At 60.5% G+C, this 21,460-nt stretch carries 21 protein-coding genes; 12 read left to right on the forward strand and 9 right to left on the reverse strand.

What is annotated here, in order from left to right; genetic code table 11:
- Window position 1: 1 nt before the first annotated feature.
- The 3 genes from A6A03_RS12905 to A6A03_RS12915 are packed head-to-tail and all read right to left on the reverse strand — an operon-like array spanning window position 2 to window position 2,364.
- Window positions 2-1,495, reverse strand: a complete 1,494-nt coding sequence (locus A6A03_RS12905; protein WP_066789001.1) for a methyl-accepting chemotaxis protein — start codon at window positions 1,493-1,495, stop codon at window positions 2-4.
- 9 nt (window positions 1,496-1,504) lie between these two features.
- Entirely contained in the window at window positions 1,505-1,906 is a 402-nt protein-coding gene (locus tag A6A03_RS12910) for a hypothetical protein (protein WP_066789003.1), read from the reverse strand.
- The gene (locus tag A6A03_RS12915) at window positions 1,903-2,364 is read right to left on the reverse strand and encodes a chemotaxis protein CheW (protein ID WP_066789005.1); all 462 of its coding nucleotides are present in this window, start codon (window positions 2,362-2,364) and stop codon (window positions 1,903-1,905) included. Before A6A03_RS12915 ends, A6A03_RS12910 begins: the two co-directional genes overlap by 4 nt.
- A gap of 397 nt (window positions 2,365-2,761) precedes the next feature.
- Here A6A03_RS12915 and rplS point away from each other — a divergent pair, with 397 nt between their 5' ends.
- Window positions 2,762-3,127 (forward strand): 50S ribosomal protein L19, encoded by a 366-nt coding sequence (rplS, locus tag A6A03_RS12920; RefSeq protein ID WP_066789007.1) that lies wholly within the window; start codon window positions 2,762-2,764, stop codon window positions 3,125-3,127.
- 93 nt (window positions 3,128-3,220) lie between these two features.
- On the opposite strand, the gene A6A03_RS12925 is transcribed toward rplS, so the two are convergent.
- The 3 genes from A6A03_RS12925 to A6A03_RS12935 all read right to left on the reverse strand — a co-directional run bounded on the left by A6A03_RS12925 (window position 3,221) and on the right by A6A03_RS12935 (window position 5,863).
- Window positions 3,221-4,018 carry an alpha/beta fold hydrolase gene (locus tag A6A03_RS12925; RefSeq protein WP_066789009.1) on the reverse strand — a complete coding sequence of 266 codons (798 nt, stop codon included), beginning with the start codon at window positions 4,016-4,018 and terminating at the stop codon, window positions 3,221-3,223.
- A gap of 106 nt (window positions 4,019-4,124) precedes the next feature.
- Entirely contained in the window at window positions 4,125-4,754 is a 630-nt protein-coding gene (locus A6A03_RS12930) for a DUF4388 domain-containing protein (RefSeq protein ID WP_066789012.1), read from the reverse strand.
- Between the two features lie 143 nt (window positions 4,755-4,897).
- On the reverse strand, window positions 4,898-5,863 hold the full coding sequence (locus A6A03_RS12935) for a COX15/CtaA family protein (protein ID WP_066789014.1): 966 nt from the start codon (window positions 5,861-5,863) through the stop codon (window positions 4,898-4,900).
- 156 nt (window positions 5,864-6,019) lie between these two features.
- On the opposite strand from A6A03_RS12935, the gene A6A03_RS12940 reads away from it, so the two are divergent.
- From A6A03_RS12940 to A6A03_RS12950, 3 genes are all read left to right on the forward strand, one after another.
- Window positions 6,020-7,351, forward strand: a complete 1,332-nt coding sequence (locus A6A03_RS12940; RefSeq protein ID WP_066789016.1) for a M20/M25/M40 family metallo-hydrolase — start codon at window positions 6,020-6,022, stop codon at window positions 7,349-7,351.
- A gap of 167 nt (window positions 7,352-7,518) precedes the next feature.
- The gene (locus A6A03_RS12945; RefSeq protein WP_066789018.1) at window positions 7,519-8,562 is read left to right on the forward strand and encodes an iron ABC transporter substrate-binding protein; all 1,044 of its coding nucleotides are present in this window, start codon (window positions 7,519-7,521) and stop codon (window positions 8,560-8,562) included.
- Between the two features lie 54 nt (window positions 8,563-8,616).
- Window positions 8,617-10,227: an ABC transporter permease gene (locus A6A03_RS12950; RefSeq protein ID WP_066789020.1), complete on the forward strand. Its 1,611-nt coding sequence runs from the start codon at window positions 8,617-8,619 to the stop codon at window positions 10,225-10,227.
- A 39-nt stretch (window positions 10,228-10,266) separates the two neighbouring features.
- On the opposite strand, the gene A6A03_RS12955 is transcribed toward A6A03_RS12950, so the two are convergent.
- The 3 genes from A6A03_RS12955 to A6A03_RS12965 all read right to left on the reverse strand — a co-directional run bounded on the left by A6A03_RS12955 (window position 10,267) and on the right by A6A03_RS12965 (window position 13,499).
- Window positions 10,267-10,602, reverse strand: a complete 336-nt coding sequence (locus A6A03_RS12955; protein ID WP_066789023.1) for an STAS domain-containing protein — start codon at window positions 10,600-10,602, stop codon at window positions 10,267-10,269.
- Window positions 10,603-10,713: 111 nt separating this feature from the next.
- On the reverse strand, window positions 10,714-12,399 hold the full coding sequence (locus A6A03_RS12960) for a SpoIIE family protein phosphatase (protein ID WP_066789026.1): 1,686 nt from the start codon (window positions 12,397-12,399) through the stop codon (window positions 10,714-10,716).
- A gap of 8 nt (window positions 12,400-12,407) precedes the next feature.
- Complete coding sequence (locus A6A03_RS12965; protein WP_066789029.1) at window positions 12,408-13,499, reverse strand: HEAT repeat domain-containing protein; 1,092 nt, start codon at window positions 13,497-13,499, stop codon at window positions 12,408-12,410.
- 187 nt (window positions 13,500-13,686) lie between these two features.
- On the opposite strand from A6A03_RS12965, the gene A6A03_RS12970 reads away from it, so the two are divergent.
- The 8 genes from A6A03_RS12970 (at window position 13,687) to A6A03_RS13000 (ending at window position 21,184) form a co-directional block, all read left to right on the forward strand.
- Window positions 13,687-13,887, forward strand: a complete 201-nt coding sequence (locus tag A6A03_RS12970) for a hypothetical protein (RefSeq protein WP_066789032.1) — start codon at window positions 13,687-13,689, stop codon at window positions 13,885-13,887.
- Window positions 13,887-14,045: a hypothetical protein gene (locus tag A6A03_RS20625; RefSeq protein ID WP_172812315.1), complete on the forward strand. Its 159-nt coding sequence runs from the start codon at window positions 13,887-13,889 to the stop codon at window positions 14,043-14,045. Before A6A03_RS12970 ends, A6A03_RS20625 begins: the two co-directional genes overlap by 1 nt.
- 179 nt (window positions 14,046-14,224) lie before the next feature.
- Window positions 14,225-15,034, forward strand: a complete 810-nt coding sequence (locus A6A03_RS12975; RefSeq protein WP_066789035.1) for an ABC transporter ATP-binding protein — start codon at window positions 14,225-14,227, stop codon at window positions 15,032-15,034.
- A 51-nt stretch (window positions 15,035-15,085) separates the two neighbouring features.
- The gene (locus A6A03_RS12980; protein WP_066789038.1) at window positions 15,086-17,035 is read left to right on the forward strand and encodes a long-chain fatty acid--CoA ligase; all 1,950 of its coding nucleotides are present in this window, start codon (window positions 15,086-15,088) and stop codon (window positions 17,033-17,035) included.
- 75 nt (window positions 17,036-17,110) lie between these two features.
- Window positions 17,111-17,992, forward strand: a complete 882-nt coding sequence (locus A6A03_RS12985) for a branched-chain amino acid ABC transporter permease (RefSeq protein ID WP_066789041.1) — start codon at window positions 17,111-17,113, stop codon at window positions 17,990-17,992.
- A 33-nt stretch (window positions 17,993-18,025) separates the two neighbouring features.
- Window positions 18,026-19,084 (forward strand): branched-chain amino acid ABC transporter permease, encoded by a 1,059-nt coding sequence (locus tag A6A03_RS12990; RefSeq protein ID WP_066789050.1) that lies wholly within the window; start codon window positions 18,026-18,028, stop codon window positions 19,082-19,084.
- 21 nt (window positions 19,085-19,105) lie between these two features.
- Window positions 19,106-20,335 carry an ABC transporter substrate-binding protein gene (locus A6A03_RS12995; RefSeq protein ID WP_066789053.1) on the forward strand — a complete coding sequence of 410 codons (1,230 nt, stop codon included), beginning with the start codon at window positions 19,106-19,108 and terminating at the stop codon, window positions 20,333-20,335.
- Between the two features lie 57 nt (window positions 20,336-20,392).
- On the forward strand, window positions 20,393-21,184 hold the full coding sequence (locus tag A6A03_RS13000; RefSeq protein ID WP_066789055.1) for an ABC transporter ATP-binding protein: 792 nt from the start codon (window positions 20,393-20,395) through the stop codon (window positions 21,182-21,184).
- Window positions 21,185-21,460: the final 276 nt, after the last annotated feature.

Raw genomic sequence — 21,460 nt, forward strand, 5'->3', positions numbered from 1 at the left:
ATCAGCGATCCCGCCCCCGCGAGGGGCGTTCACCATCAAGATTCGCAATCCCGTGCAGACGGGCCGCGATGGCGGTCAGCTTTGCGGCTGACTCGGCCATCTGGCGCGCACTGAGCGCTGACTGGCGGGCCACCTCGGCAATCTCGCGCATCGTCTCAACCACCTGCTCGCTGGCGCTCTGCTGCTGCGCCGTCGCCAATCCGATCTCGGCAGCCGCCTGCGCGGTGCGCTCGGCCACCATCACGATGTTATCCATCACTTGGCCGGCACGGTGGGCCAACTCCACGCCGCGCTCCACCTCTTTGCTGCCCTCTTCGGCGGCCAGCACCGCGGCGCTAGTCGCCTGCCGGATCTCGGCAATCACCCCCTTCACCTCTTTGGCGGCGGCCAAAGTGCGGTTCGCCAAACTCTTCACCTCGGCAGCGACGACGGCAAAGCGACGGCCATACTCACCGGCGCCGGCAGCCTCGATCGCGGCATTCAGCGCCAGCAGATGCGTTTCATCCGAAATATCGTCGATCAAATCGATAATCTCGCCGATCTGCTGCGACCGCTCACCAAGTCCGAGCACACGGGTAGAGATATCTTGCACCCGCTGGCGGATGCGTTTCATCGCTTGAATGCTCTCGTCCACCGCATCTTGACCGCTGCTGAGTTGTTCGAGCGTCTGCTGGGCCGCTTCAGAGACATGCTCGGCGGCTTGCGCAATTTGGCGGGCCGTGCTGCCCAACTCTTCAATGGTCGTCGAGACTTCCGAGACCGCACTGGCCTGCTCGCTAGCGCCGCCAGCCTGTTGCTGCGAATTGGCTTGCAGCTCGGCTGCCGCCGCCGCCAACTCACTGCCCAGCTCAACCTGCTGGATATTCTTTTCCATCAAGGTTTCAGTATTGCGCAGCAACTCTTCGGCTCGTGAATGCGACTCGGCCAGCGCCCGGCTCAAATCGCGGCTACTCAGCCAAGACAGCGTCCCGATCGAACTAATTGTCAGGATCAAGAAGAACGAATCAATAATGACATTATCGTCAAGAAACGGTTGCACCCGCGCAAACTGCTCAGCGAGCAGCACCCCCACATACACCAACACCCCGGCAAGGCTGGTCAACAATGTATCGCGCCCACTACCGAGCAAGCCGGCACTGACAATCGGCACAAACAGCACCACCACCCGCGCCCCGTCAGCGCCGCCAAAGAGCAAGAGCACCATTGCTGCGCCGGCGATCATCGCCAAAAAGAGCCAACGCCGGCCCAGCATGGTTTGCTGCTGCCGGACGAACCACGCCGCTACGCCATACAGCACAAGGCCAACCAGCGTGACCAGACTAGCCAGCGCGAAGGTGGCCAGATCAACATGGCTCGTGAACCACAACACCAACCCAAAGAGCCAAAAGACCGCCAACACTGCAACGCTGAAGATGATCAACCAGCGCAACATCACGCGATTTTCGCGTAAGGCCGAGAGTTCAGCAGTCGAACCAGCGGAGATTCCCGAATTCATAACGCTTCCTCAAGCATGAGCCAAACGAAGACCCAGAGCGAGATCGGCAGCCATACGGCGCAGATCGAGGACAATGACCGGCTGATCATCAAGCAGAGCCACCCCGTTGGCCCAAGGCAAGCGTAACCGGGCCGTCAGAAACGGCGCCAGCGGCACAATCACCGGCGCTTCAGCCAACAGATCAACCCGCGGTACAACCAATTCCACCACCCGCCGCCGCAAGTTGATCGTAAGCGCATGCAACCGGCCTGATGCCGGCGGGTCGGCAGGATCAAGCAGCGGCCCTAAGTGGTGGCGCATAATGCGCCTTCCGCGCTCGTCTTGCTCGGCCTGCGTAGCCAAACCAACGCTATCGACATCGTGCTGCCGGCACACATACCGGCGAGCGACGGTTTCGATGAGCAGTATCACGCTGCCTCCTGCACCAGCGCAAACAGCGCAGCCGGATCAAGCATTGCCACCGGCTGATCATGATGGCGAAAGAGGGCATGGATGACTCGTTGCGCCGGGCCAGTGAGATTGGCCGGCGGCGGTTCGAGGTGCGCCGCATCAATAGGGATCAGATCATCAACGGCATCAACCAGCAAAGCAGCGTCAATGTCACCGTGATGCAGCCAGATCAGGCGCGTGGCGCGATCGGGCGCAGCGGCGGCCAGCCCCAGCAACAAGCGCAGGTCGATCACCGCCAAAATCTGCCCGCGCTGATTAATCACACCGGGCAGCAACGGCGGCGCTCCCGGCACCGGCGTCGGCGCGCGCCAGCGCATAATTTCGCGCACCGGCGTGCTGGCCAGCGCATACCGCTCAGTGGCGACCCGAAACATGAGATATTCGGTAGTGGAAACCGGTTGGGCTGGCGACGATTGCATACGAGAGCGTTACCCTGTCGAACGAGCGCTGTTCGCGGCGATTATAGCGCGTTTTGGGGTGATTGGCTAGATGGAGCCATGTGAGTCGCCTTGTTGTAAAACTAACAACCGACACGCAGAGGGCGATCAGATCAGCCGCTGGATGCTCGTATAATGATTCTCTACGCACCTAGTGTAGCAAACGTCTATATCCATAATCTTTCCAGCCATGCCGTCACACGACGGCTGTTCGTACCAGCAACTTGCCGCCCTCTCACAGCTATGGTATAATCAGCGATGGAACAGAGCCGATCTGGCAGGCGGCAACCCATCCGCCTGCCAAATTTGTGTGTCAGCGCGCCGTGCAGTCCCGCTACCATGCGGGCGCCTGCCGGCATCATGCGAAAGGAGCGACGCCGTGTCGCAGCAATTGCTTGAAGAATTGGGCCGGCGCCAGTACCGCACCGACATTCCTGAGTTTCGCGTCGGTGACACGGTGCGCGTCGGCGTCAAAGTGGTTGAAGGCAACCGCGAACGGGTGCAGGATTTTGAGGGTGTCGTGATCCGGCGCCGTGGCGAGGGCATCAACGAGAATTTCACCGTGCGCCGGATTGCGTCGCACGGGATTGGCGTCGAGCGCACGTTCTTGCTCCACGCGCCGCGCATCGACTCGATTAAGGTTATCCGGCGTGGTAAGGTGCGCCGGGCCAAGCTGTACTACCTGCGTGGCCTCACCGGCAAGGCGGCCCGCATCCGCGAGCGGCGGGAAACGACCCAAAACTAGACAACACTTCGGGCAACAGCACCGCAGCGGCGCATGCGCCGCTGCGGTTGTTTTTGCCGGCGATCGTTGGGCCGGCGACTAACCCTCACATGCTTACGAATTGGCAGCAGCCACCTGCATGACCAGCTCAACCAGCGCCAGATTAAATTCTGCCGGACGCTCGATCGCGCTGAGATGGCCGGCGCCGGGAATCACGACGAACCGGCTGCCGGGAATCGCTTCGTGCATCACCCGTGCCTCGCCCGGCGGCGTCAGCGTATCTTCCGCGCCAACGACCACGGTCGTCGGCACCCGGATCTGGCTCAAGAGCGGCGTTGAATCAGAGCGCGCCGCCATTGCGTGCAAGGCGGCGGCCACCCCTGCGGGCGGATTCGCCGCGGCAATTGCCAGCAGTTCGGCCCGCAACGCCTCGCTGGCTTGCGGTGCGAGCAGATTTGGCAGTAATCGTTCCGCCAAGGCGGCACTACCCTCGCGCAGCGCAATCTCAGCGTTAGCGGCGCGCGTCGCACGGGTAGCATCGCTATCGGCCGTCGCCCGGGTGTCAGCTAGCAGCAAACCGCTGATCCGCTCAGGCGCCCGGCGCAGCAAGGCAAACGCGATGTAACCTCCCATTGATAAGCCAGCAATGATCGCCCGTTCAATCTGTAACGTATCGAGCAAGGCGAGCACATCATCGGCATAATCGTCGAGTGATTGCGGCGTAGGTGCGGGTGGCGAGCCGCCAAACCCGCGCAGATCGGGTGCAATCATGCGAAACCGATCGGTGAGCGAAGTTAGTTGCACGCGCCAGAGCGCCGCGCTCAGCGGAAACGCATGCAACAACACGACCGGCTGCCCGCTCCCCACATCATCGTAGCGCACGTATGCACCAGTTGGCAGAGTCACTTCCATCGCAACCCCCAGCGGTTTGTGCGTGTTGGCGAATACGTATAGTATAACGCACAGGAGGGGCGCAGCATAGCTGCGCCCCTCCCACTCTACGCCATCTTGATAGAGATCACGACCGCAAAATCGCTAACAACCGGTCAATGGTGGGGATTGCCGGCGGCACCGGTCGCGGTTGCGCCGCTGGCACTGGATCGTGCGGCGCCAGCGGCATCGTTTCGAGCCGCACCATCTGTTGCGCTGCCAGATGGGCAATGCCCTCCACCACATCAATCGCCTGCCAGTGCAACTCAGCCGCAATCTCGCTCAAACACTTGTGCCCATCGATGGCATCAATGAGCAGATGCTCTGTTACATTTGCGCGCTCTTTCGCCGCTTCCCGCGGCATTGCTAGCACCGGCGTCAAGTGCAGCGAAGGCACCTGATGCCACAAGCGACGCCAGCGTAACGCCGTGCGTTCAGCATTGCGCAGCAACGTCTCAAGATCGCCCCATACGGACTGATGTTCGCTGCGCGCACCACTCGTCACGTTGAACGTCCCCTTCTGCACATTGAGCAGAATCCCCAGTGCTTCGACGCCAATCTGCCCTTCGCACTCGATATGGTAGATTTGGCCATTGAAGAGGAAGATCCGGCCGGATCGCTCGCCAGTGATATCGAGCGATCCGGTGAGCGAGCTATATGTCGCGAGATCGATCAGCTCGCGCAATGAAACCTGTTCTAACGATCCATGCAGCGCCATTCGCGGGCCTCCTATGCAAAGTAGCGATGAGGTGAGGATGCCCCTTCTCAAATTGGTTATACCATAGCGCTGCTCAGCACACAAGATGACCCTAGTCCCGTTGTGCGATAGGCCAAACTACAACCCATCGCATACCAAACCGGCTAACGGGCCGGCGACCCGGAGACCACCGGCGCATGCAGTGCAGCAACAGTCGATGGTCGAGCCAACAACGTTGCGCTGAGCAAGACGAGCGTCAGCCATGCGAGATCGGCGAAGAGCAGATGCACTAACTGCATCCAAACCGGCGCTTTCAGAATGACATTGATCGTGCCGAGAAAGATCTGGCCGACAAAGATGGCCGCCGTGGCCCATGCCAGCCGCCGCGTCGCCGGCGAGGGATCGTAACGCATCGCGCGCTGAGCCAAGGTGATCATCGCTAACCCCACCAGCGTGCCGAGCACCGGATGGATAATGCGCATCCAAACCAAGGGATGGCTATCAAGCGTGATCGCTTGCGACACACCGCCGGGCAACACCCCCAACTGCAAGAGCGTATCACCCAGCGCAGTCACTGCACCGCTTGAACCAACTAGCGCCGTACCGATCAGCGCAGCGATCAACATGCCAAGCAGGCCACCTTTGCCGCGCAATTCAGGCGCCGGCTTGCCGCTGGCGTACCACGCGGTCAATGCCATCGCGCCAATCAGCAAGAAGGTGTTAATCAGGTGCAGACCCAGTGACAACGCTCGCGTCAGCGAGACATCGTGAGCCACCAAGCGGAAGAGGACAAGCGCAGCGCCGATGAGCGATTCCACGATCATGAACACCATGGTGGCAATCGCGGCGCGGCGCGCCGGATGGCCGGCAGCAAACAATCGCAAGGCCCATACCAGCAATGCCACTGCCAGCAACAGCGCAATGCCGCTAGTCACGCGATGGGAAAACTCGATCATCTGCGCCGTATCCGGCGCGCGCGGGATCACTTGCCCATCGCACAGCGGCCAGTGATCGCCACAGCCAGCGCCCGAACCGGTAGCGCGCACAAACGCGCCCCACATGATCACCAGCAGGTTGTAACCAACATTCAGCCATGCAAAGTTCACAAATGCGCGGTGCCGGGAATCCATGCCATAACCTCCAGCCGCGACCGGCCGTCGCGGATTGCAAGAATAATGTGACATTTCGCACTTTATTCTAGCATGGCCTTAACCCTCTCTAGAGTAAACCCCGTGTTATAATTCGTTCACCAAACACGATGTTGCACTGCCACGGGAGCAATCTGGGTGACTGTTCACGCACCGCCATCAACCGAACAACTCGTGCATGTACTGCGCCATATGTGCCGGTTGCCCTCAACGACTGGGCATGGCGAGGAGTTGCGCGCGGCGGCTGAACAAATCGCACTCTTCATCCGCATGCTCGGCATGCAGGTGCGCATCGTCGCGACCAGTGCAGCGCCGGTGATTATTGCCCACCGTTCTGGCCGCCGCCCCCAGACGCTGTTGCTCTACCATCACTACGATACGCCGCCAACCGGCCCTTGGCGCTACTGGTCGCACGAACCGTTCGCGATTGCTGAGCGTGACGGCCAAATCTTTGGACGTGGCGTCGCCGGCGGCAAAGGGGCGCTCGCTGCCCATCTCGCCGCTTTGCAAGCTATTGTGCAACGCGAAGGCAGCTTGCCGTGCGGTGTGACCCTTGTGATCGAAGGTGCGGCGACGATTGGCAGTCCGGGATTGGCTGAAGCATTGCCAGCCCACGCTGATCTGGTGCGCTGCGATGCGGTGTTGGCCAGCAGCGGCGATCGCGACGTGCATGGCACGCCGATCTGCGCCAGCGGCAGCAAAGGCTGGCTCCGATTACGCTTGGTTGCCCGCGGCCCGGCCTATCCGTTGCCCGCCGGATTCGCGACGAGTGTCGCGAATCCGCTCTGGCGCTTGATCTGGGCGCTCGCCTCCTTCAAGGGCGACGATGAAGATGTGCGCATCGAGGGCTTCTACGATGCGGTTGAAGGGCCTTCCCGCGCTGATAACGCCGCGATTCGCCAATTGCAATTGGCCGCCGCCGCGCGCCGGGAAGCATGGCAGATCGGCCAATTTTTGTTTGGGATCGACGGCGCGGCTCTTAGCCGCACAGAGGTCACGCTCCCAACCTGTAATGTCAGTTCATTGACCGTTGAACCGCATAGTGACGCGCCGGCAATCCCTGCCCTTGCATCAGCGTTGCTCGATCTCCAATTGGTGCCGGGCCAGCAGCCTGATGCCATCTATGAGTTAGTGCGTCGCCATCTTGACGATAAAGGGTTTGCTGATCTCGCCCTCGAACGATTGCCCGGCGGTTATTCACCTTGGGCTACTGCTACCGACCATCCGATCGTGAGCCGGGTCGCAGCGATCGGCGCAACTGTGTTTGAGCGTCCCCTCGCAATTGTGCCGGCCGGCCCCTATGTGGCGCCGCTCAGCCTGCTCACCGGCGGCCAGCCCATCCCTACCGCCAGCATCGGCCTGACGCCGGCAACCAGCGCGCTGTTTGCCCCTGATGAGCATATCGCCCTTGCCGATCTGAGCCGCCATAGCCAATTGCTGATTGAGACGCTCGACCGGCTGTGGACGTAACCCGCTCCGCGCTTGCCCACCTCTTTCACAACCTTTTTCTAAATATCTCAACCAAAATGTTCGTAAATTAGCTTGACCTTCGGAAAAGGTTAGGATATACTAACGCCAACCTTGCGCAAGGTTGTGGTCGTTGTCACGAAGAATCGACGTGGTCGAGGAGAGAAACCGTGAATCGCTTTCTGCGCCTGTTCGCGCTGTTGACATTGGCGGCATTCACACTGGCCGCCTGCGGGAATCAAGCTGCCAGCTCACCCACCCAAGCGCCTGCGCCAACCGATGCGCCGGCCAAGATTGTCGTCTATTCCGGTCGCAGCGAAAGCCTCGTTGGGCCGTTCTTTACCCAATTTACCCAAGCCACCGGTATTCAAGTTGAAGTGCGCTACGGCGATACCGCTGAGCTAGCGGCGACCATCCTCGAAGAGGGCGCTAATAGCCCCGCCGACCTCTTCTTTGCCCAAGACGCTGGCGCGCTCGGCGCGTTGGCGGCTGCCGGTATGCTGGCCCCTTTACCTGCCGACACGCTCAATCAGGTCGAGCCGCGCTTCCGCTCGTCCGATGGCTTGTGGGTTGGCATCAGTGGCCGCGCCCGCGTGGTGGTCTACAACACCAATAAGCTGACCGAGGCCGATTTGCCGCGCTCGATCACGGGCTTTGTCGATCCGCAGTGGCGGGGTCGGGTCGGTTGGGCGCCGACCAATGGTTCGTTCCAAGCGTTTGTCACCGCGATGCGGGTGCAGTTGGGCGAAGAAGCTGCCCGGCGTTGGCTGGAAGGGATGATCGCCAACGAGGTCAAGACCTACGAGAAGAATGCGGCGATCGTGCAAGCCGTCGCCGCTGGCGAGATCGACGTTGGCTTTGTCAATCACTACTATCTCTACCAGTTGCAGCGCCAGTCGGGCAATACGCTGGCCGCCGCCAACTATTACCCCGCCGATGGTGATGTGGGCGCGTTGATCAATATCGCCGGCGTTGGCATCCTCAAGACGGCCAAGAATGCGCCCGCAGCGCAACGACTGATTGACTATATGCTCTCGACCGAAGGCCAACGCTATTTCGCCGAGCAGACCTTTGAGTATCCGCTGGCCGGCAATGTGCAGCCAGATCCGCGGCTGAAGCCGCTGTCTGAGATCCAAACGCCGCAGATTGATCTCAACCAGTTGCGCGATTTGCAAGGCACCTTGCAATTGCTGCGTGATGTTGGAGCGTTGTAACCGTGTGTATGCGCCGCGATCAGGCCTGATCGCGGCGCCCATTATTCCAAGCCTATGATCCGTCGCGCCACCCTGACTGAAGTAGCCGTTGCCATTCCCCAGCGCCGCGCGCGCCCGTGGGTCTTGATCGGGCTGAGTCTCGGCATTGTTGCGCTCGTGTTGCTGCCGATCGGCTATCTCCTCGTGCGCGCCCTCGAAGCCGGGCCTGATGCATGGGCCGCCTTACTTCGCCCCCGCACGCTCCGGGTCGTGACGAATAGTATCGGTCTGGCCCTCGCCACAGCCCTGCTCAGCGTGCTGATCGCTGCGCCGTTGGCGTGGTTGACGGTCTGCGTCGATATTCCCGGTCGCCGCTTTTGGGCAATCGCGACCGCCTTGCCGCTGGCGGTGCCGTCGTACATCAACGGCTTTGCGATCATTGTGGTGTTAGGGCCAGTGGGGTTGCTGCAACAGATGCTTGCGCCGTTGGGTGTTGAGCGGTTGCCGCCGGTGTATGGCTTCGGCGGCGCCGTCTTGGCCCTCACCCTCAGCAGTTATCCGTATGTGTTGCTGAATACGCGCGCAGCGTTGCAACGGTGCGATCCGGCGGTGGAAGACGCCGCCCGCAGTATGGGTGATAGCCCGTGGCGCGTCTTTTGGCGCATTCTCTTGCCGCAAGTGCGTCCGGCGATTGCGATTGGCGCGTTGCTGGCTGCCCTCTACAGCTTGAGCGATTTCGGCGCGGTGTCGCTCTTGCAATTCGAGACTTTCACCCGTTCGATTTATGTGCAGTATCGTGGATCGTTTGATCGCAGCGGCGCCGCCCTGTTGGCCCTCGTCTTGATTGGGTTGACGCTCAGCCTGATCGGGATCGAGCAACTCATCCGGGGCCGGCCCAGCATGAGCCGCACGACTTGCGCTGTGGCCCGCCCGCGCCGGCTGGCTGACATTGGGCCGTGGCGCTGGCTGGCGGCGCTGTATGCTGCCTTATTGACGCTGCTTGGCATTGGGATGCCGCTGTTGGCGCTGAGCTACTGGTTGATCCGCGGCTTGCTCAACGGGCAGACGCTCGACGTGCTCTGGCGGCCGATGGCCAATTCCCTGCTCGCTGCCGGCGGCGCGGCGGCACTGACCGTTGTGGCCGCCATTCCGATTGCGCTGCTGGCGGCCCGCTTCCCCTCCCGCCTGAGCCGCCTCCTCGATGCTGCCGCCTACACTGGTTATGCTCTGCCCGGCATTGTCGTCGCGCTGGCGCTCGTCTTCTTCGGCGCCAACTACACGCCGTGGCTCTACCAGACCCTGCCGATGCTTTTGTTTGGATTGGCCATTCGCTTCTTGCCGCAGGCGATCGGCAGCCTCCGCACCACGTTACAGCAGATGAATCCGCGGGTCGAAGATGCGGCCCGCTCGCTGGGCCGCTCGCCGCTCGCCGTCTTTGCCGGCGTTACCCTCCCGCTGATGACTCCCGGCATGCTCTCGGCAGCGGCGCTAGTCTTCCTCACCTCAATTAAAGAATTGCCGACCACGTTGCTGCTCAGCCCGACCGGCTTCCCGACCCTTGCCACGATGATCTGGAGCGCCACCAGCGAAGCGATGTTTACCCAAGCCGCGGCACCGGCCTTGGTTTTGCTAGCGGTGTCGGCGATCGCAATGGCCATCATGCTGGCGCACGAGCGTTCGGCGTAACCAGCGGGGCGAGGGATGCCTCGCCCCATCCGTCGCACCTCACCGATCGCGGTATGACGCCAGCGCCGCTTCGCGGTCGGGGTAAATCTTGAAGAGGGTATCAAAGCGGCTCTTGCGGAAGATTTCGGCGATCTGCGGTTGCAACCCGCACAAGCGCAAATCCCCGCCTAACGGTTGCACGGCGCGCAGATTGCTCAGCAGCATGCGCAACGCCAAGCTGGCGACAAAGGTCACTGCGGTCATATCGGCCAACACTTTGCCGCCGTGGTTGGTAATTGCGGCGGCCAAATCGTGTTCGATCGCGGCCACGCCGGCGGCATCGAGGCGTGCTGGCAGCTCAATGATGAGCACGTCATCTACTTGCTCGGTTTTCACGCCGAAAAACCCCTTTCTAGCAGGTGCTAGCCCGCTATGCGATCAAGGATGCGGTCATTATAGCACGGCTCGTCCATAGGTTTCGGTTGCCGGCGATAGCCGAGCGCTCGCTTACCCCGCCGGCAACCGCTCTACCACCAAGAGGGTGATGTCGTCGGCTTGGGGCGCACCCTGCGCGAAGGCATCCACTGCCGATACCGCCGCCGTCACCAGCTCAGCCGCTGTACACTGCGCTTGCGCGCGCAACAAGGCTTGGAGACGATCATCGCCAAACAATTCACCAGCCGGGTTCATCGCCTCGGTGATGCCATCGCTAAATGCGACCAACTTCTCGCCGGGAGCAATCTGCAATGCGCGCACGTCATACGCTTGTCCGGTCACAATTCCAATCGGCAGCGCGCCCTCGCTCAACTCCTCGATCACCGCGCCATCGGGCCCGATCCGCAACGGCGGATTATGGCCGGCATTGATGTACTGCATCGCTCCGGTGGCCGGGTCGAGCAAGCCATAAAAGAGGGTCACAAACATCATCGAGTCACCATGCTCACGGCAGATATAGTCATTGGTCAGGCTTACGGCGTGCAGCAGAATTGCTGCGCTGGCATCACCGTCGCTTTGGGAGCTGCCGGCAGCTTGGGAAGCGGCGCGTAAGAGCGACCGGCTGAGGGCGACAAAGAGGGCAGCGGTGACGCCTTTGCCGCAAGCATCGGCGACCACCAGCCCGATCTGGCCATTGGGGAGGGTAATGGTATCAAAGAAATCACCGCCAACCGCTTGCGCTCCCCGGCTAAACGCCGCAATGCGCCAGCCGGGTGGTTGCGGCAAGACGCGGGGTAAAAACGATTGCTGAATGCGGCGCGCAACCGCCAGCTCTTCTTCGAGCCGGTTGAGCCGGATAAGTTCGGCTTGGGCGGCTTGCAATTGCTGATAAGCGGCTACCAGCTCGGCATTCTTGCGTTCGAGATCGTGGATCATGCGCTGGTTGGTATTGCGCACCCGGCTGACAATGCTGCGCAGCATTGTCATCGCCAACTCCGGACTGGAACCAATCAGGGTCGCAAACACCGCTTCGTTCAACGCAACCAGCCGGCTCGGCTCGATCGCGCGCACCGTCGCCGAACGGGGACTGCGATCGATCAGGCTCATTTCACCGATAATCTGGCCGGTGTGAAAGACCTCGAGCCGCAACTCGGCGCCGTTCACGAACGTAATCACCTCGACCGCGCCGTCGAGAATGACAAAGCATTCGGCGCCGGCATCCCCCTGATGAAACAACACTTCACCGGCGGCCAACCGGCTTTCCGCCAGCCGCGGAGCCAGTTCGGCCAGTACCGTTTCCGGCACAGCCTGAAAAATCGGCAAGGCCCGCAGCCGGTCGAGCATGCTCATCGCCTTCGTCACGGTCAACTCATTCCAGCCGCTGCGCGGATCGTGGTGATAAGTCAGCGTATCGGCATATTCGCGAACGAAAAAGAGGCCAAGGCCGCCAATCAAGCGCTGATCAGCAGCGGCATGGATGTCCGGCGGCGGCGCTTCGCGCGGATCGAACGGCTGGCCGCGATCACGAATGGTAATCGTGAGCACCCCTTGCTCATACTCGCAAGCGAGCTGGATCTGGTCACGGTTGTGATCGTGGTAGCCATACTTGACGATATTGGTGGCCACCTCTTCGATCACCAGCCGCAACAAATAGCCATAATCGGGCGGCAAATGCCAACTGGCCTCCAGCTCATCGCTGAAGGCCAAGAGAGCAGATATCGCGTTCTGATCAGCAAAAACAGTGATCTGCCGCCGCATGCGCCCACCTACACTGCCAGCGGCTCGGTCGGATGGCGGCTCGGACTAAGCGGCAGGGTGGCCCGCAACTTGCGCAGGCGTGTAATAGCATCCACTGCCGCTTCATGGACATTCGGATCGGTATCATCAACTGCCTGTGCCAAGGCATTGAGCACCGGCGACGTCGCAGCGGCAACGCCAAGGCGGCCCAAAGCGCGGGCGGCGGCTTCACGGGCGTAGGCATCGCTATCGGCCAGCATTGCCAACAGGCGCTCGATCATCGAGCTAGTGCCGGCCAACTCGCCCAACTGGCTGACCACCAGCGCCGCCGCTGAACGGACAAAACTGTCAGGATCGCCAAGGCACTCAATCAGATAATCGAGCAATTGCGGCGACGCGATCCGGTCGCGCAACAAGCCCAGCGTGCGAGCGGCGGCGAAGCGGGTTTCTAAATCGCAATCGTGAATGGCTAGCCGGATCAATGTCTTGACCAGCGGCTGCGGCGGCGTGCCGACGATCAAACCCAGCGTGCGGGCAGCGGCAGCACGCACATGTGAGGCGCTATCGCTCAGACCATCGTGGAGCAGCACCAGATCGGCGGCGGTGAAATGGCCTTCGCGCACCCGCAGGCGACGAATCGCTTCGTACCGGCTCTGCCAGCCGGGATCGTGCAACTGGCGGCGCAACTGCTCGAAATCACCGCTCTCAAATGAATCGATTTCGGCGAGCAGGGTCAGGCGCAACCATTCATCCCGCGAGCTATTCAACCGCTGGCGGGCAAGGTGAATGACGTTCAGCGCCAATAAAATCTCTTCGATAGTGATACGCAATTCGGGACGCGAGCGCAGTTCGCGGTCGATCAATTGCGCCAACTGGTAGCGCCAATGGCTTGCCCGGCGCACAATATGATTGGCGCCGGGGCCGCGCGAAATCTCGGCCAACGCCAGCACCGCCGCTACCGGTTCGTCTTGAAAGGCCTCGAGGAAGGGTTCGAGCGCGCGCAGCGCAAGAAAACCGAGCACTGTATTGACGCCGGCTACTTGGATCTCCTGCCGCGGGTTGCGCGCAAAGTTATTGAATCGTTCGGCTACCCGTTGCCGCCACGTCTCGCGGTCAAACATCGGCAGCTCCTTTCCCCATGCGCCATTGCAGCCAAGCTGTTGCTTCGCCTACATGTGTAGTATAGCATGTTGGCTATAGATTGCACAGTACTTTGGTACTAAACTACGATTGCAGTACCATTACAGCACGCCGTGCGCTACGGATATGCTAAGATAGGGCAGGAAGCGTTTAGCAGCGGAAACCATCATGGCTCAGACTCCCGAAGAACCCGATGTCGCCGCCAGTGTCCGCCGTGTGCGCCGCGGCTGTATCATGATGGCGATCATTGTGATTGCGATGACGATTTTCTTGATCAGCGCCACCGGCAACCTCGCCTTTTCGTTGCTGCTGTTCATTGCCGTGGCGCTGTTCGCGTTCGCCTTCTTTGTCGTGCGTGAGGGTGCGTGATGCCAGCCCACCATCGCCGCACTCTGCTGGCCCTCCTTGGCCTGATCTTTGTGATCATTTCGCTTGTGGTCGCCTTCGTGCAACCGTTTGGGTTGTGGCATTGGTTTTGGCTCGCCTTGGCCGGCCTCTGTCTGTATGGCGCGCGGTACGTTCCATAACCCAACCTCCATTTGCGCAATTCTGCGACCTTCGTTATAATAAACCTCAAGTATTCCCCATAGTTTGTGATACGTCATTGGTCGATCACAGCGATCGAAGTGGCGACATTCTACCTTCATGCGCATGATCGACTCGTGAGCGGTGCGTACCTGTTTCGTGCATTGTCAATGAGGATCGCATGACGCATCGTGATTCGGTGACGCTGCCCGCCCCGCAAATGGAGATTGATCACATCGGGTTGAGCTTTGGCGGGGTACGCGCGCTGCTTTCCGTGACCTTCAATATCTATCCCGGCACCATTCAGGCCATTATCGGCCCCAACGGCGCCGGCAAGACCAGCCTGTTGAACTGCATCAGCGGCCTCTACCGCCCGCAACAAGGGCAGATCCGCTTTGAAGGGCGCAACATTATCGGTATGCCGCCCCATCAGATCGCGCGCCTCGGCATTGCCCGCTCGTTCCAGAATATCGAGCTCTTCCGCCACATGACGGTCGTTGACAACTTGATGCTGGGCCGTCACATTCACATGCGCAGCGGGATCTTCAGCGGCGGCTTGTACTGGGGGCGCGCCCAGCGCGAAGAGGTCGAGCACCGCGCGTTTGTCGAGCAGGTGATCGATCTGCTCGAAATCCAGTCGATCCGCAAGAAGATGGTCGGCGCGCTCTCGTATGGCCTGCAAAAGCGGGTGGAGTTGGGCCGCGCGCTCGCGATGAATCCGCGCCTCTTGCTGCTCGATGAGCCGATGGCGGGTATGAATACCGAAGAAAAAGAGGATATGGCCCGCTTCATCCTTGATATTAACGAAGAGTATGGCACGACCATCGTGCTGATTGAGCACGATATGGGGGTCGTGATGGATATTAGCGATCGGGTGGCGGTGCTCGAATTCGGCCAACTGATCGCGTATGGCACACCGGCTGAGGTGCGCAGCGATCCGAAGGTGATCGATGCGTATCTGGGCCGTGAACACGCAATGCCGAGGATGTAATCGATACCAGTCTTCCGGCGCTGTCTGCCGGTCCCACGGTCGGGTGACGCAATGATACAGATACCTGAGACGACGCTGCCGCGCTTATTATTCCAGAATGCGGAACGTTTCGGCGATAAGGTGGCGCTGCGCGAGAAGGATTTTGGCATCTGGCAAACGGTGACGTGGCGGCAGTTTGCCGAGCACGTGCGCGCGTTTGCGATGGGTCTGCACGCGCTTGGCGTGCGCCGCGGCGATGTGATCGCCATTATTGGCGATAACCGGCCCGAATGGCTCTATGCCGAATTTGCCGCCCAAACCATCGGCGCGATGTCGATCGGCGTCTACCAAGATTCGGTGGCCGAAGAGGTGTATTACATTCTCTCGGCGGCTGAAGCGCGGGTGATTGTGGTCGAAGACCAAGAGCAGGTCGATAAGATTATCGAGATCTGGCCGCGCCTCGAAGGGGTGCTGAAGGTTATCTACTACGAACCAAAAGGGATGCGCAATTACCAGCAGCCCTACCTTGCCCATTTCCCCGATATCGAAGAACAAGGCCGCGCCTACGATCGGGCCCATCCCGGCCTATTTGAGGCCGAACTGGCCGCCGGCAAGCCCGACGATGTCGCCATCCTTTCTACCACCTCCGGTACCACCGGCAAGCCCAAACTGGCGATGCTCACCCATCGCAATTTGATCAGCCAAGGCGCCGGCTTGCTCTCGGTCGATCCGCTCGGCCCCGACGATGAGTTTGTCAGCTTCTTGCCGCTGGCATGGGTCGGCGAGCAGATGGTGACGGTCGCCGCCGGGATGCAGTGCGGCTTTACGATCAATTTCCCCGAATCGGCCAGCACGGTGCAAGAGAATATCCGCGAGATCGGGCCGCGGGTGATGTTCTCGCCGCCCCGCATCTGGGAAAATATGCTCTCGCAGGTGCAGGTCAAAGTGCAGGATTCGACCCGCTTAAAACGGGCGCTGTTCGAGTGGGCAATGAAGCAGGGCTATGCCATGGCCGATGCCCGCTTTAGCGGCAAGCAACCCGATCTTGGTCTGCGCCTGCGCTATTGGCTGGCCCGCATCACCGTGTTCGAGATGCTGAAAGACCATCTCGGCTTGCGATTTCTCAAGCGGGCCTACACCGGCGGCGCCGCGCTCGGCCCTGATGTCTTCCGCTTTTATCACGCCATCGGCGTGAATCTCAAACAGGTTTACGGCCAGACCGAAAGCTCTGGCTTGAGCGTGATCCACCGCGATGGCCAGATCAAGTTCCAAACGGTTGGCACGCCCCTGCCCAATACCGAGATCCGGATCGCCGAGAATGGCGAGATTCTGGTGAAAAGCCCGTCGGTGTTTGTTGGCTACTACAAGAACCCGGAAGCGACCGCCGAGGCGCTGGAAGATGGCTGGCTGCATAGCGGCGACGCCGGCTATTTTGATGAGGATGGCCACTTGATCGTGATCGACCGGGCGAAAGATGTGATGACCCTGCATGACGGCACCAAGTTTTCGCCCCAGTTTATCGAGAATAAGCTCAAGTTTAGCCCGTATATCAAGGAAGCGGTGGTGTTCGGCGGCGATTGGCCCTTTGTCACGGCGATGATCAATATCGATTTCGCCAACGTTGGCAAGTGGGCTGAGAATGCGCAAATTTCGTACACCACCTACACCGACTTGGCCCAGAAACCGCAGGTCTATGCACTGATCCGCAAAGATGTCGAGCGGGCGAATGCCGATTTGCCGCCGGCGGCGCGCATCCGCCGCTTCTTGTTGCTGCACAAAGAGCTTGATGCCGACGATGGCGAGTTGACGCGCACCCGCAAGGTGCGCCGGCGGTTGGTGGCCCAACGCTACCAAGAGATTGTTGATGCGCTCTACGGCGACCAAGATATGCTTGAAATCGAGACAACGATTACCTACCAAGACGGGCGCACGGCGCTGATCAAGACCCGCCTGCGCATTGAGGAATTGCACGACCCGGCTGCACCGGCGCCGGCCCCAGCAGCGCGGGCCGTGGCGCGATAACAGGGAGCACGTTCCCAACGCGGTTCTAAATCCATACTGGCACCAATTTGCAATTCGGCGACGACGGAGACGCGCATGGATCGGATTATTCAACTGGCGCTGAGCGGGATTGCCAATGGCGCAATCTTTGCGTTGGTGGCGCTTGGCTTTGTCTTGATCTACAAGAGCAGCGACGTGATCAACTTCGCCCAAGGCGAGTTGCTGCTGATTGGGGCTTACCTCACCTATGCGATGGTCGAGCAGTTTGGCCTATGGTGGCCGGCAGGCGTTGTGGTGGCAGTGGCGCTGGCTGCCGTGGTCGGGGTGTTGATTGAGCAACTGGTGTTGCGACCGCTGATCGGCGAACCGGCCATCTCGGTGATTATGGTCACGATTGGCCTCTCGTCACTCTTACGTGCCATTGTGGGCGCGATTTGGGGCGTGACGCCGCGTCCGGCGCCGCAGTTTTTGCCGACCGATACCGTGACCATTCTGGGGGCAAATGTCGGGGTTGATCGGATTTGGGCCTTTGGGTTGGCGATCGCCCTCTTTGCCTTGCTCACGCTCTTCTTCCGGTTCAGCCGCGAAGGGATCGCGATGCGCGCAGTGGCCGACGATCAGCAAGCAGCACTCAGTATGGGCATTAGCGTCAAGAAGGTGTGGGCCGTGGCGTGGGCGATCGCGGCGATTACGGCGGCAGTCGGCGGCATTCTGCTCATGAGCATCTTCGGCGGTGTGTCGGGCACGATCGGGCGGGTCGGTCTGCTCGTCTTCCCGGTGGTGATTTTGGGCGGTCTCGATAGCATTCCCGGCGCGATTATCGGCGGGTTGATCATCGGCCTGCTCCAGTCGTTCGCCGGCGGTTTGCTGCCGCCAGAATGGGGCCTAGGTGAAGTCGCCCCATTCATTATCTTGCTCTTTATCTTGCTGGTGCGGCCATACGGTCTCTTTGGCCAACGGATCATCGAGCGCGTGTAAGCGGCGATTGGCGCTAACAAGATTGGGTTTGCTATGCAGAGCGGAACGTTTCACACTACGTATGCCAGTGATGTCAGTTTACGTCCGTATTGGCCGCAACGCATCCGGATTGTGATCGTCTTGGCGCTGGCGCTGATCTTTCCGTGGTTTGCCGATCGGTACTGGCTTAATCTGGCCAATACGATCGCCATTGCTGCGATCGGCGCGATCGGGCTGAATATTCTCGTCGGCTATACCGGCCAGATTAGCATTGGTCATGGCGGCTTCCTCGCCGTCGGCGCGTACACCGCCGGCATGATGGCCGTCCACCTCGGCGCGCCGATGTGGATCACCATCCCGGTGGCGAGCTTGTTCACGGCGGCAGTCGGCGCGTTCTTCGGTCTGCCATCGCTCCGCCTGAAAGGCTTGTACCTCGCGATCGCGACCCTCGCCTCGCAAGAGATTATCATTTGGGTGCTCACCCACGGTAAACTGCTTGGCATTGGCGAATCGCTCTCGCTGCCGCGGGCGAGCAACAATCTGTTTGGGTTGCCGCTAGACCGGCTAGGCAATAACGATTTCGCCTTCTATTGGGTCTGCCTTGTGGCGCTGATCTTGACCGTCATCTTTGTCAGCAACCTCTTTCGCACCCGCGCCGGGCGGGCATTCGTCGCCATTCGCGATCAAGACATCGCGGCGCAGGTGATCGGGGTTGACCTCTTCCGCTATAAACTGCTCGCCTTCGCCACCTCGTCGTTCTTCGCCGGCTTGGCCGGCGCGCTCACCGCTCACTACCGTGGGATTATTTCGTGGGAGCGATTTACCATCGATACCAGCATTCTCTTTCTCGCGATGATCATCATCGGCGGGCTCGGCAGCGTCTCTGGTTCGATCTACGGCGCCGCCTTTATGACGCTCCTGCCCGCGTTCCTTTCCAATCTGGCCCGCGCCCTCAGCGACGTCGTACCCAACATCAACTCCTATCTGCCCTATATGCAGCAGGGCGCATTCGGCTTAGCTATCATCCTCTTCCTGATCTTCGAGCCGGAAGGCATTGTGAAGATGTGGCGCAACATTAAAGATTATTTCCGGCTATGGCCGTTCAGTTATTGAAGCGTCTAGAAGGAGGATGGCATGCACAGGAGGAGACGGACGTTCGGGTGGTTGGTGGCGCTAGCCCTCTTTGCAACGTTGCTGGCTGCGTGTGGCGGCGGCGGCGGTACGGGCGGCACGGGTGGCGGCACCGGCGGCGGTGGCGCTAGTGCCGAACCAATCAAAGTAGGTGCGATCTTCGACTTGACCGGCGCGACGGCTGACGTCGGTACACCCTATGCGCGTGGACAGATTGCCTTTATTGACTGGAAGAATGAGCAGGGCGGCATCAACGGGCGGCGGTTGCAGTTGTTCAGCGAAGACTACGCCTATCAGGTGCCGCGGGCCGAAGAGCTGTACACCAAGTTCGTGACCCAAGACAAGGTGGTTATCTTCTCTGGCTGGGGCACCGGTGATACCGAAGCGTTGCGGCCCAAGATTACCGAAGACAAGATTCCGTTCATCTCGGCTTCGTACTCGGTGACGCTGGCTAACCCGGCTGAGACGCCCTACAACTTCCTCGTCGCGCCGACCTACTCGGATCAGTTGATCATCGCGATGAAGTGGGCGATCGAAGACTGGAAGGCCAAGGGCAACAGCGGGTTGCCGAAGTTTGGCTATCTGATCAACGATAGCCCGTTCGGTCGCTCGCCGCTGGCCGACGGCACCGCCTTCGCCACCTCGCAGGGGATCGAGACGCCGCTGGAAGTGCCCTCGCCGCGTGGCGCGACTGACCTCACCCCGCAGTTGACCCAGCTCCGCGACTACGGCGCGAATTACATCTTCTTGCAGAACGTTTCTAGCCCGGCGGCGCTGGCGATCAAGAACGCCAAGAGCCTTGGCTACAACGTCCAGTTCGTCTGCTTGAACTGGTGCGCCAACGAGATCTTGATCAAGCTGGCCGGTGCGGATGCCGAAGGCGTGGTTGGCGCCGTGCCGTTCAACCACGAGTCGGAAGGCGGCAAGATTGCGCTCGAATTCGCCAAGGCGAAGAATATCGACTACGGCGGCGCTGACAGCACCTTCGTGCAAGGCTGGACAGCAATGTCGATTCTGATCGCCGGGGTCGAGAAGGTGGTGGCCGACGGCAAAGAGGTGACCGGCGAGAATATCAAGACGGCCCTCGAGACGATGGGTGCCATCGATACGAAGGGTGTGACGCTGCCGGTGCAATTTAGCGCCACCGATCACGCCGGGGTCAAGTCGCTCAAGATGTTCCGGGTCGAAAACGGCAAGTGGGTGCCGATTACCGATTTCATTACCGCGCGGTAAGGTCTCTCGTGGGGGCAGGTCTGTGACCTGCCCCTTCCGCCGCCTCATCAATCGCTTATGCTTTCACTCAATAATATCGAAGTCATCTACAACGATGTGGTGCTGGTGCTGAAGGGCCTCTCGCTGGAAGTGCCGGAAGGCCGCATCGTCGCGTTGCTCGGCTCAAACGGCGCCGGCAAGAGCACAACTCTCAAAGCAATTTCGGGCTTGCTCAAGCCGGAAAACGGTGAAGTCACCGATGGCGAGATTCTGTTTCAAGGCCAGCCGATCCACAAGAAAGACGCCGCCGAGATTGTGCGCATGGGCATCTTTCAGGTGATGGAAGGGCGGCGCGTCTTCGAGCACCTCACCGTCGAGGAGAATCTGCGCGCCGGCGCATACACCCAGCCGCTGGGCCGGTTTAGCGAGGATCTGGCGCTGGTCTACAACTATTTTCCCCGCCTCAAAGAGCGGCGCAATCAAGTGGCCGGCTTCCTCAGCGGCGGAGAACAGCAGATGCTGGCGATCGGGCGCGCGCTGATGGCCCATCCCAAACTGATCATGCTCGATGAGCCGTCGCTGGGCTTGGCCCCGCTGCTAGTGGCCGAGATCTTTGAAATTATCCGCCGCATTAATCGCGAGCAGGGAACGACCATTTTGCTGGTTGAGCAGAATGCGCGCTTGGCGCTCGAGTCGGCGCACCATGCGTACATCATGGAAAATGGCCGGATTGTGCTCGATGGATCGCCGGCTGATTTGAAAGATAACGCTGATGTACGCGAGTTTTACCTTGGCCTCAACGAGATTGGCAGCCGCAAGAGTTATCGCGAAGTGAAGCATTACAAACGCCGCAAACGCTGGCTGTCGTAACGCGGTACGAAACGCGCGTCTGCCCCTCTTCCCACTTTAGGGAGAGGGGTATGTTGTACGCTGGCGAGTCCTGTCTGTCATTGCGAGGGAGTGGCGGCACCCCGCACAGCAGGGTGCCGCCCGACCGAAGCAATCTCCCGCTTGAGCGGGACGGATGCCTCAGCTCGTGCCCGGCCCTAAAGGGCCGGGCTAGGGTGACGAAGCCCGCTGCGCGGGCTGATGCCCCCACCCCTTGCCCCTCCCCCGCTGGGGGAGGGGTGATGAGGAGCGCAGCAC

Origin of the sequence: Chloroflexus islandicus (assembly GCF_001650695.1) — a bacterium.
Taxonomy (GTDB): domain Bacteria; phylum Chloroflexota; class Chloroflexia; order Chloroflexales; family Chloroflexaceae; genus Chloroflexus; species Chloroflexus islandicus.

What these genes read in the sequence shown, in the direction of transcription:
- A6A03_RS12905 (WP_066789001.1), bottom strand. Translation starts at nt 1,495, where the DNA reads ATGAATTCGGGAATCTCCGCTGGTTCGACTGCTGAACTCTCGGCCTTA.
- A6A03_RS12915 (WP_066789005.1), bottom strand. Translation starts at nt 2,364, where the DNA reads ATGCAATCGTCGCCAGCCCAACCGGTTTCCACTACCGAATATCTCATG.
- A6A03_RS12925 (WP_066789009.1), bottom strand. Translation starts at nt 4,018, where the DNA reads ATGGAAGTGACTCTGCCAACTGGTGCATACGTGCGCTACGATGATGTG.
- A6A03_RS12930 (WP_066789012.1), bottom strand. Translation starts at nt 4,754, where the DNA reads ATGGCGCTGCATGGATCGTTAGAACAGGTTTCATTGCGCGAGCTGATC.
- A6A03_RS12935 (WP_066789014.1), bottom strand. Translation starts at nt 5,863, where the DNA reads ATGGATTCCCGGCACCGCGCATTTGTGAACTTTGCATGGCTGAATGTT.
- A6A03_RS12950 (WP_066789020.1), top strand. Translation starts at nt 8,617, where the DNA reads ATGATCCGTCGCGCCACCCTGACTGAAGTAGCCGTTGCCATTCCCCAG.
- A6A03_RS12960 (WP_066789026.1), bottom strand. Translation starts at nt 12,399, where the DNA reads ATGCGGCGGCAGATCACTGTTTTTGCTGATCAGAACGCGATATCTGCT.
- A6A03_RS12965 (WP_066789029.1), bottom strand. Translation starts at nt 13,499, where the DNA reads ATGTTTGACCGCGAGACGTGGCGGCAACGGGTAGCCGAACGATTCAAT.
- A6A03_RS12970 (WP_066789032.1), top strand. Translation starts at nt 13,687, where the DNA reads ATGGCTCAGACTCCCGAAGAACCCGATGTCGCCGCCAGTGTCCGCCGT.
- A6A03_RS20625 (WP_172812315.1), top strand. Translation starts at nt 13,887, where the DNA reads ATGCCAGCCCACCATCGCCGCACTCTGCTGGCCCTCCTTGGCCTGATC.
- A6A03_RS12975 (WP_066789035.1), top strand. Translation starts at nt 14,225, where the DNA reads ATGACGCATCGTGATTCGGTGACGCTGCCCGCCCCGCAAATGGAGATT.
- A6A03_RS12980 (WP_066789038.1), top strand. Translation starts at nt 15,086, where the DNA reads ATGATACAGATACCTGAGACGACGCTGCCGCGCTTATTATTCCAGAAT.
- A6A03_RS12985 (WP_066789041.1), top strand. Translation starts at nt 17,111, where the DNA reads ATGGATCGGATTATTCAACTGGCGCTGAGCGGGATTGCCAATGGCGCA.
- A6A03_RS12990 (WP_066789050.1), top strand. Translation starts at nt 18,026, where the DNA reads ATGCAGAGCGGAACGTTTCACACTACGTATGCCAGTGATGTCAGTTTA.
- A6A03_RS12995 (WP_066789053.1), top strand. Translation starts at nt 19,106, where the DNA reads ATGCACAGGAGGAGACGGACGTTCGGGTGGTTGGTGGCGCTAGCCCTC.
- A6A03_RS13000 (WP_066789055.1), top strand. Translation starts at nt 20,393, where the DNA reads ATGCTTTCACTCAATAATATCGAAGTCATCTACAACGATGTGGTGCTG.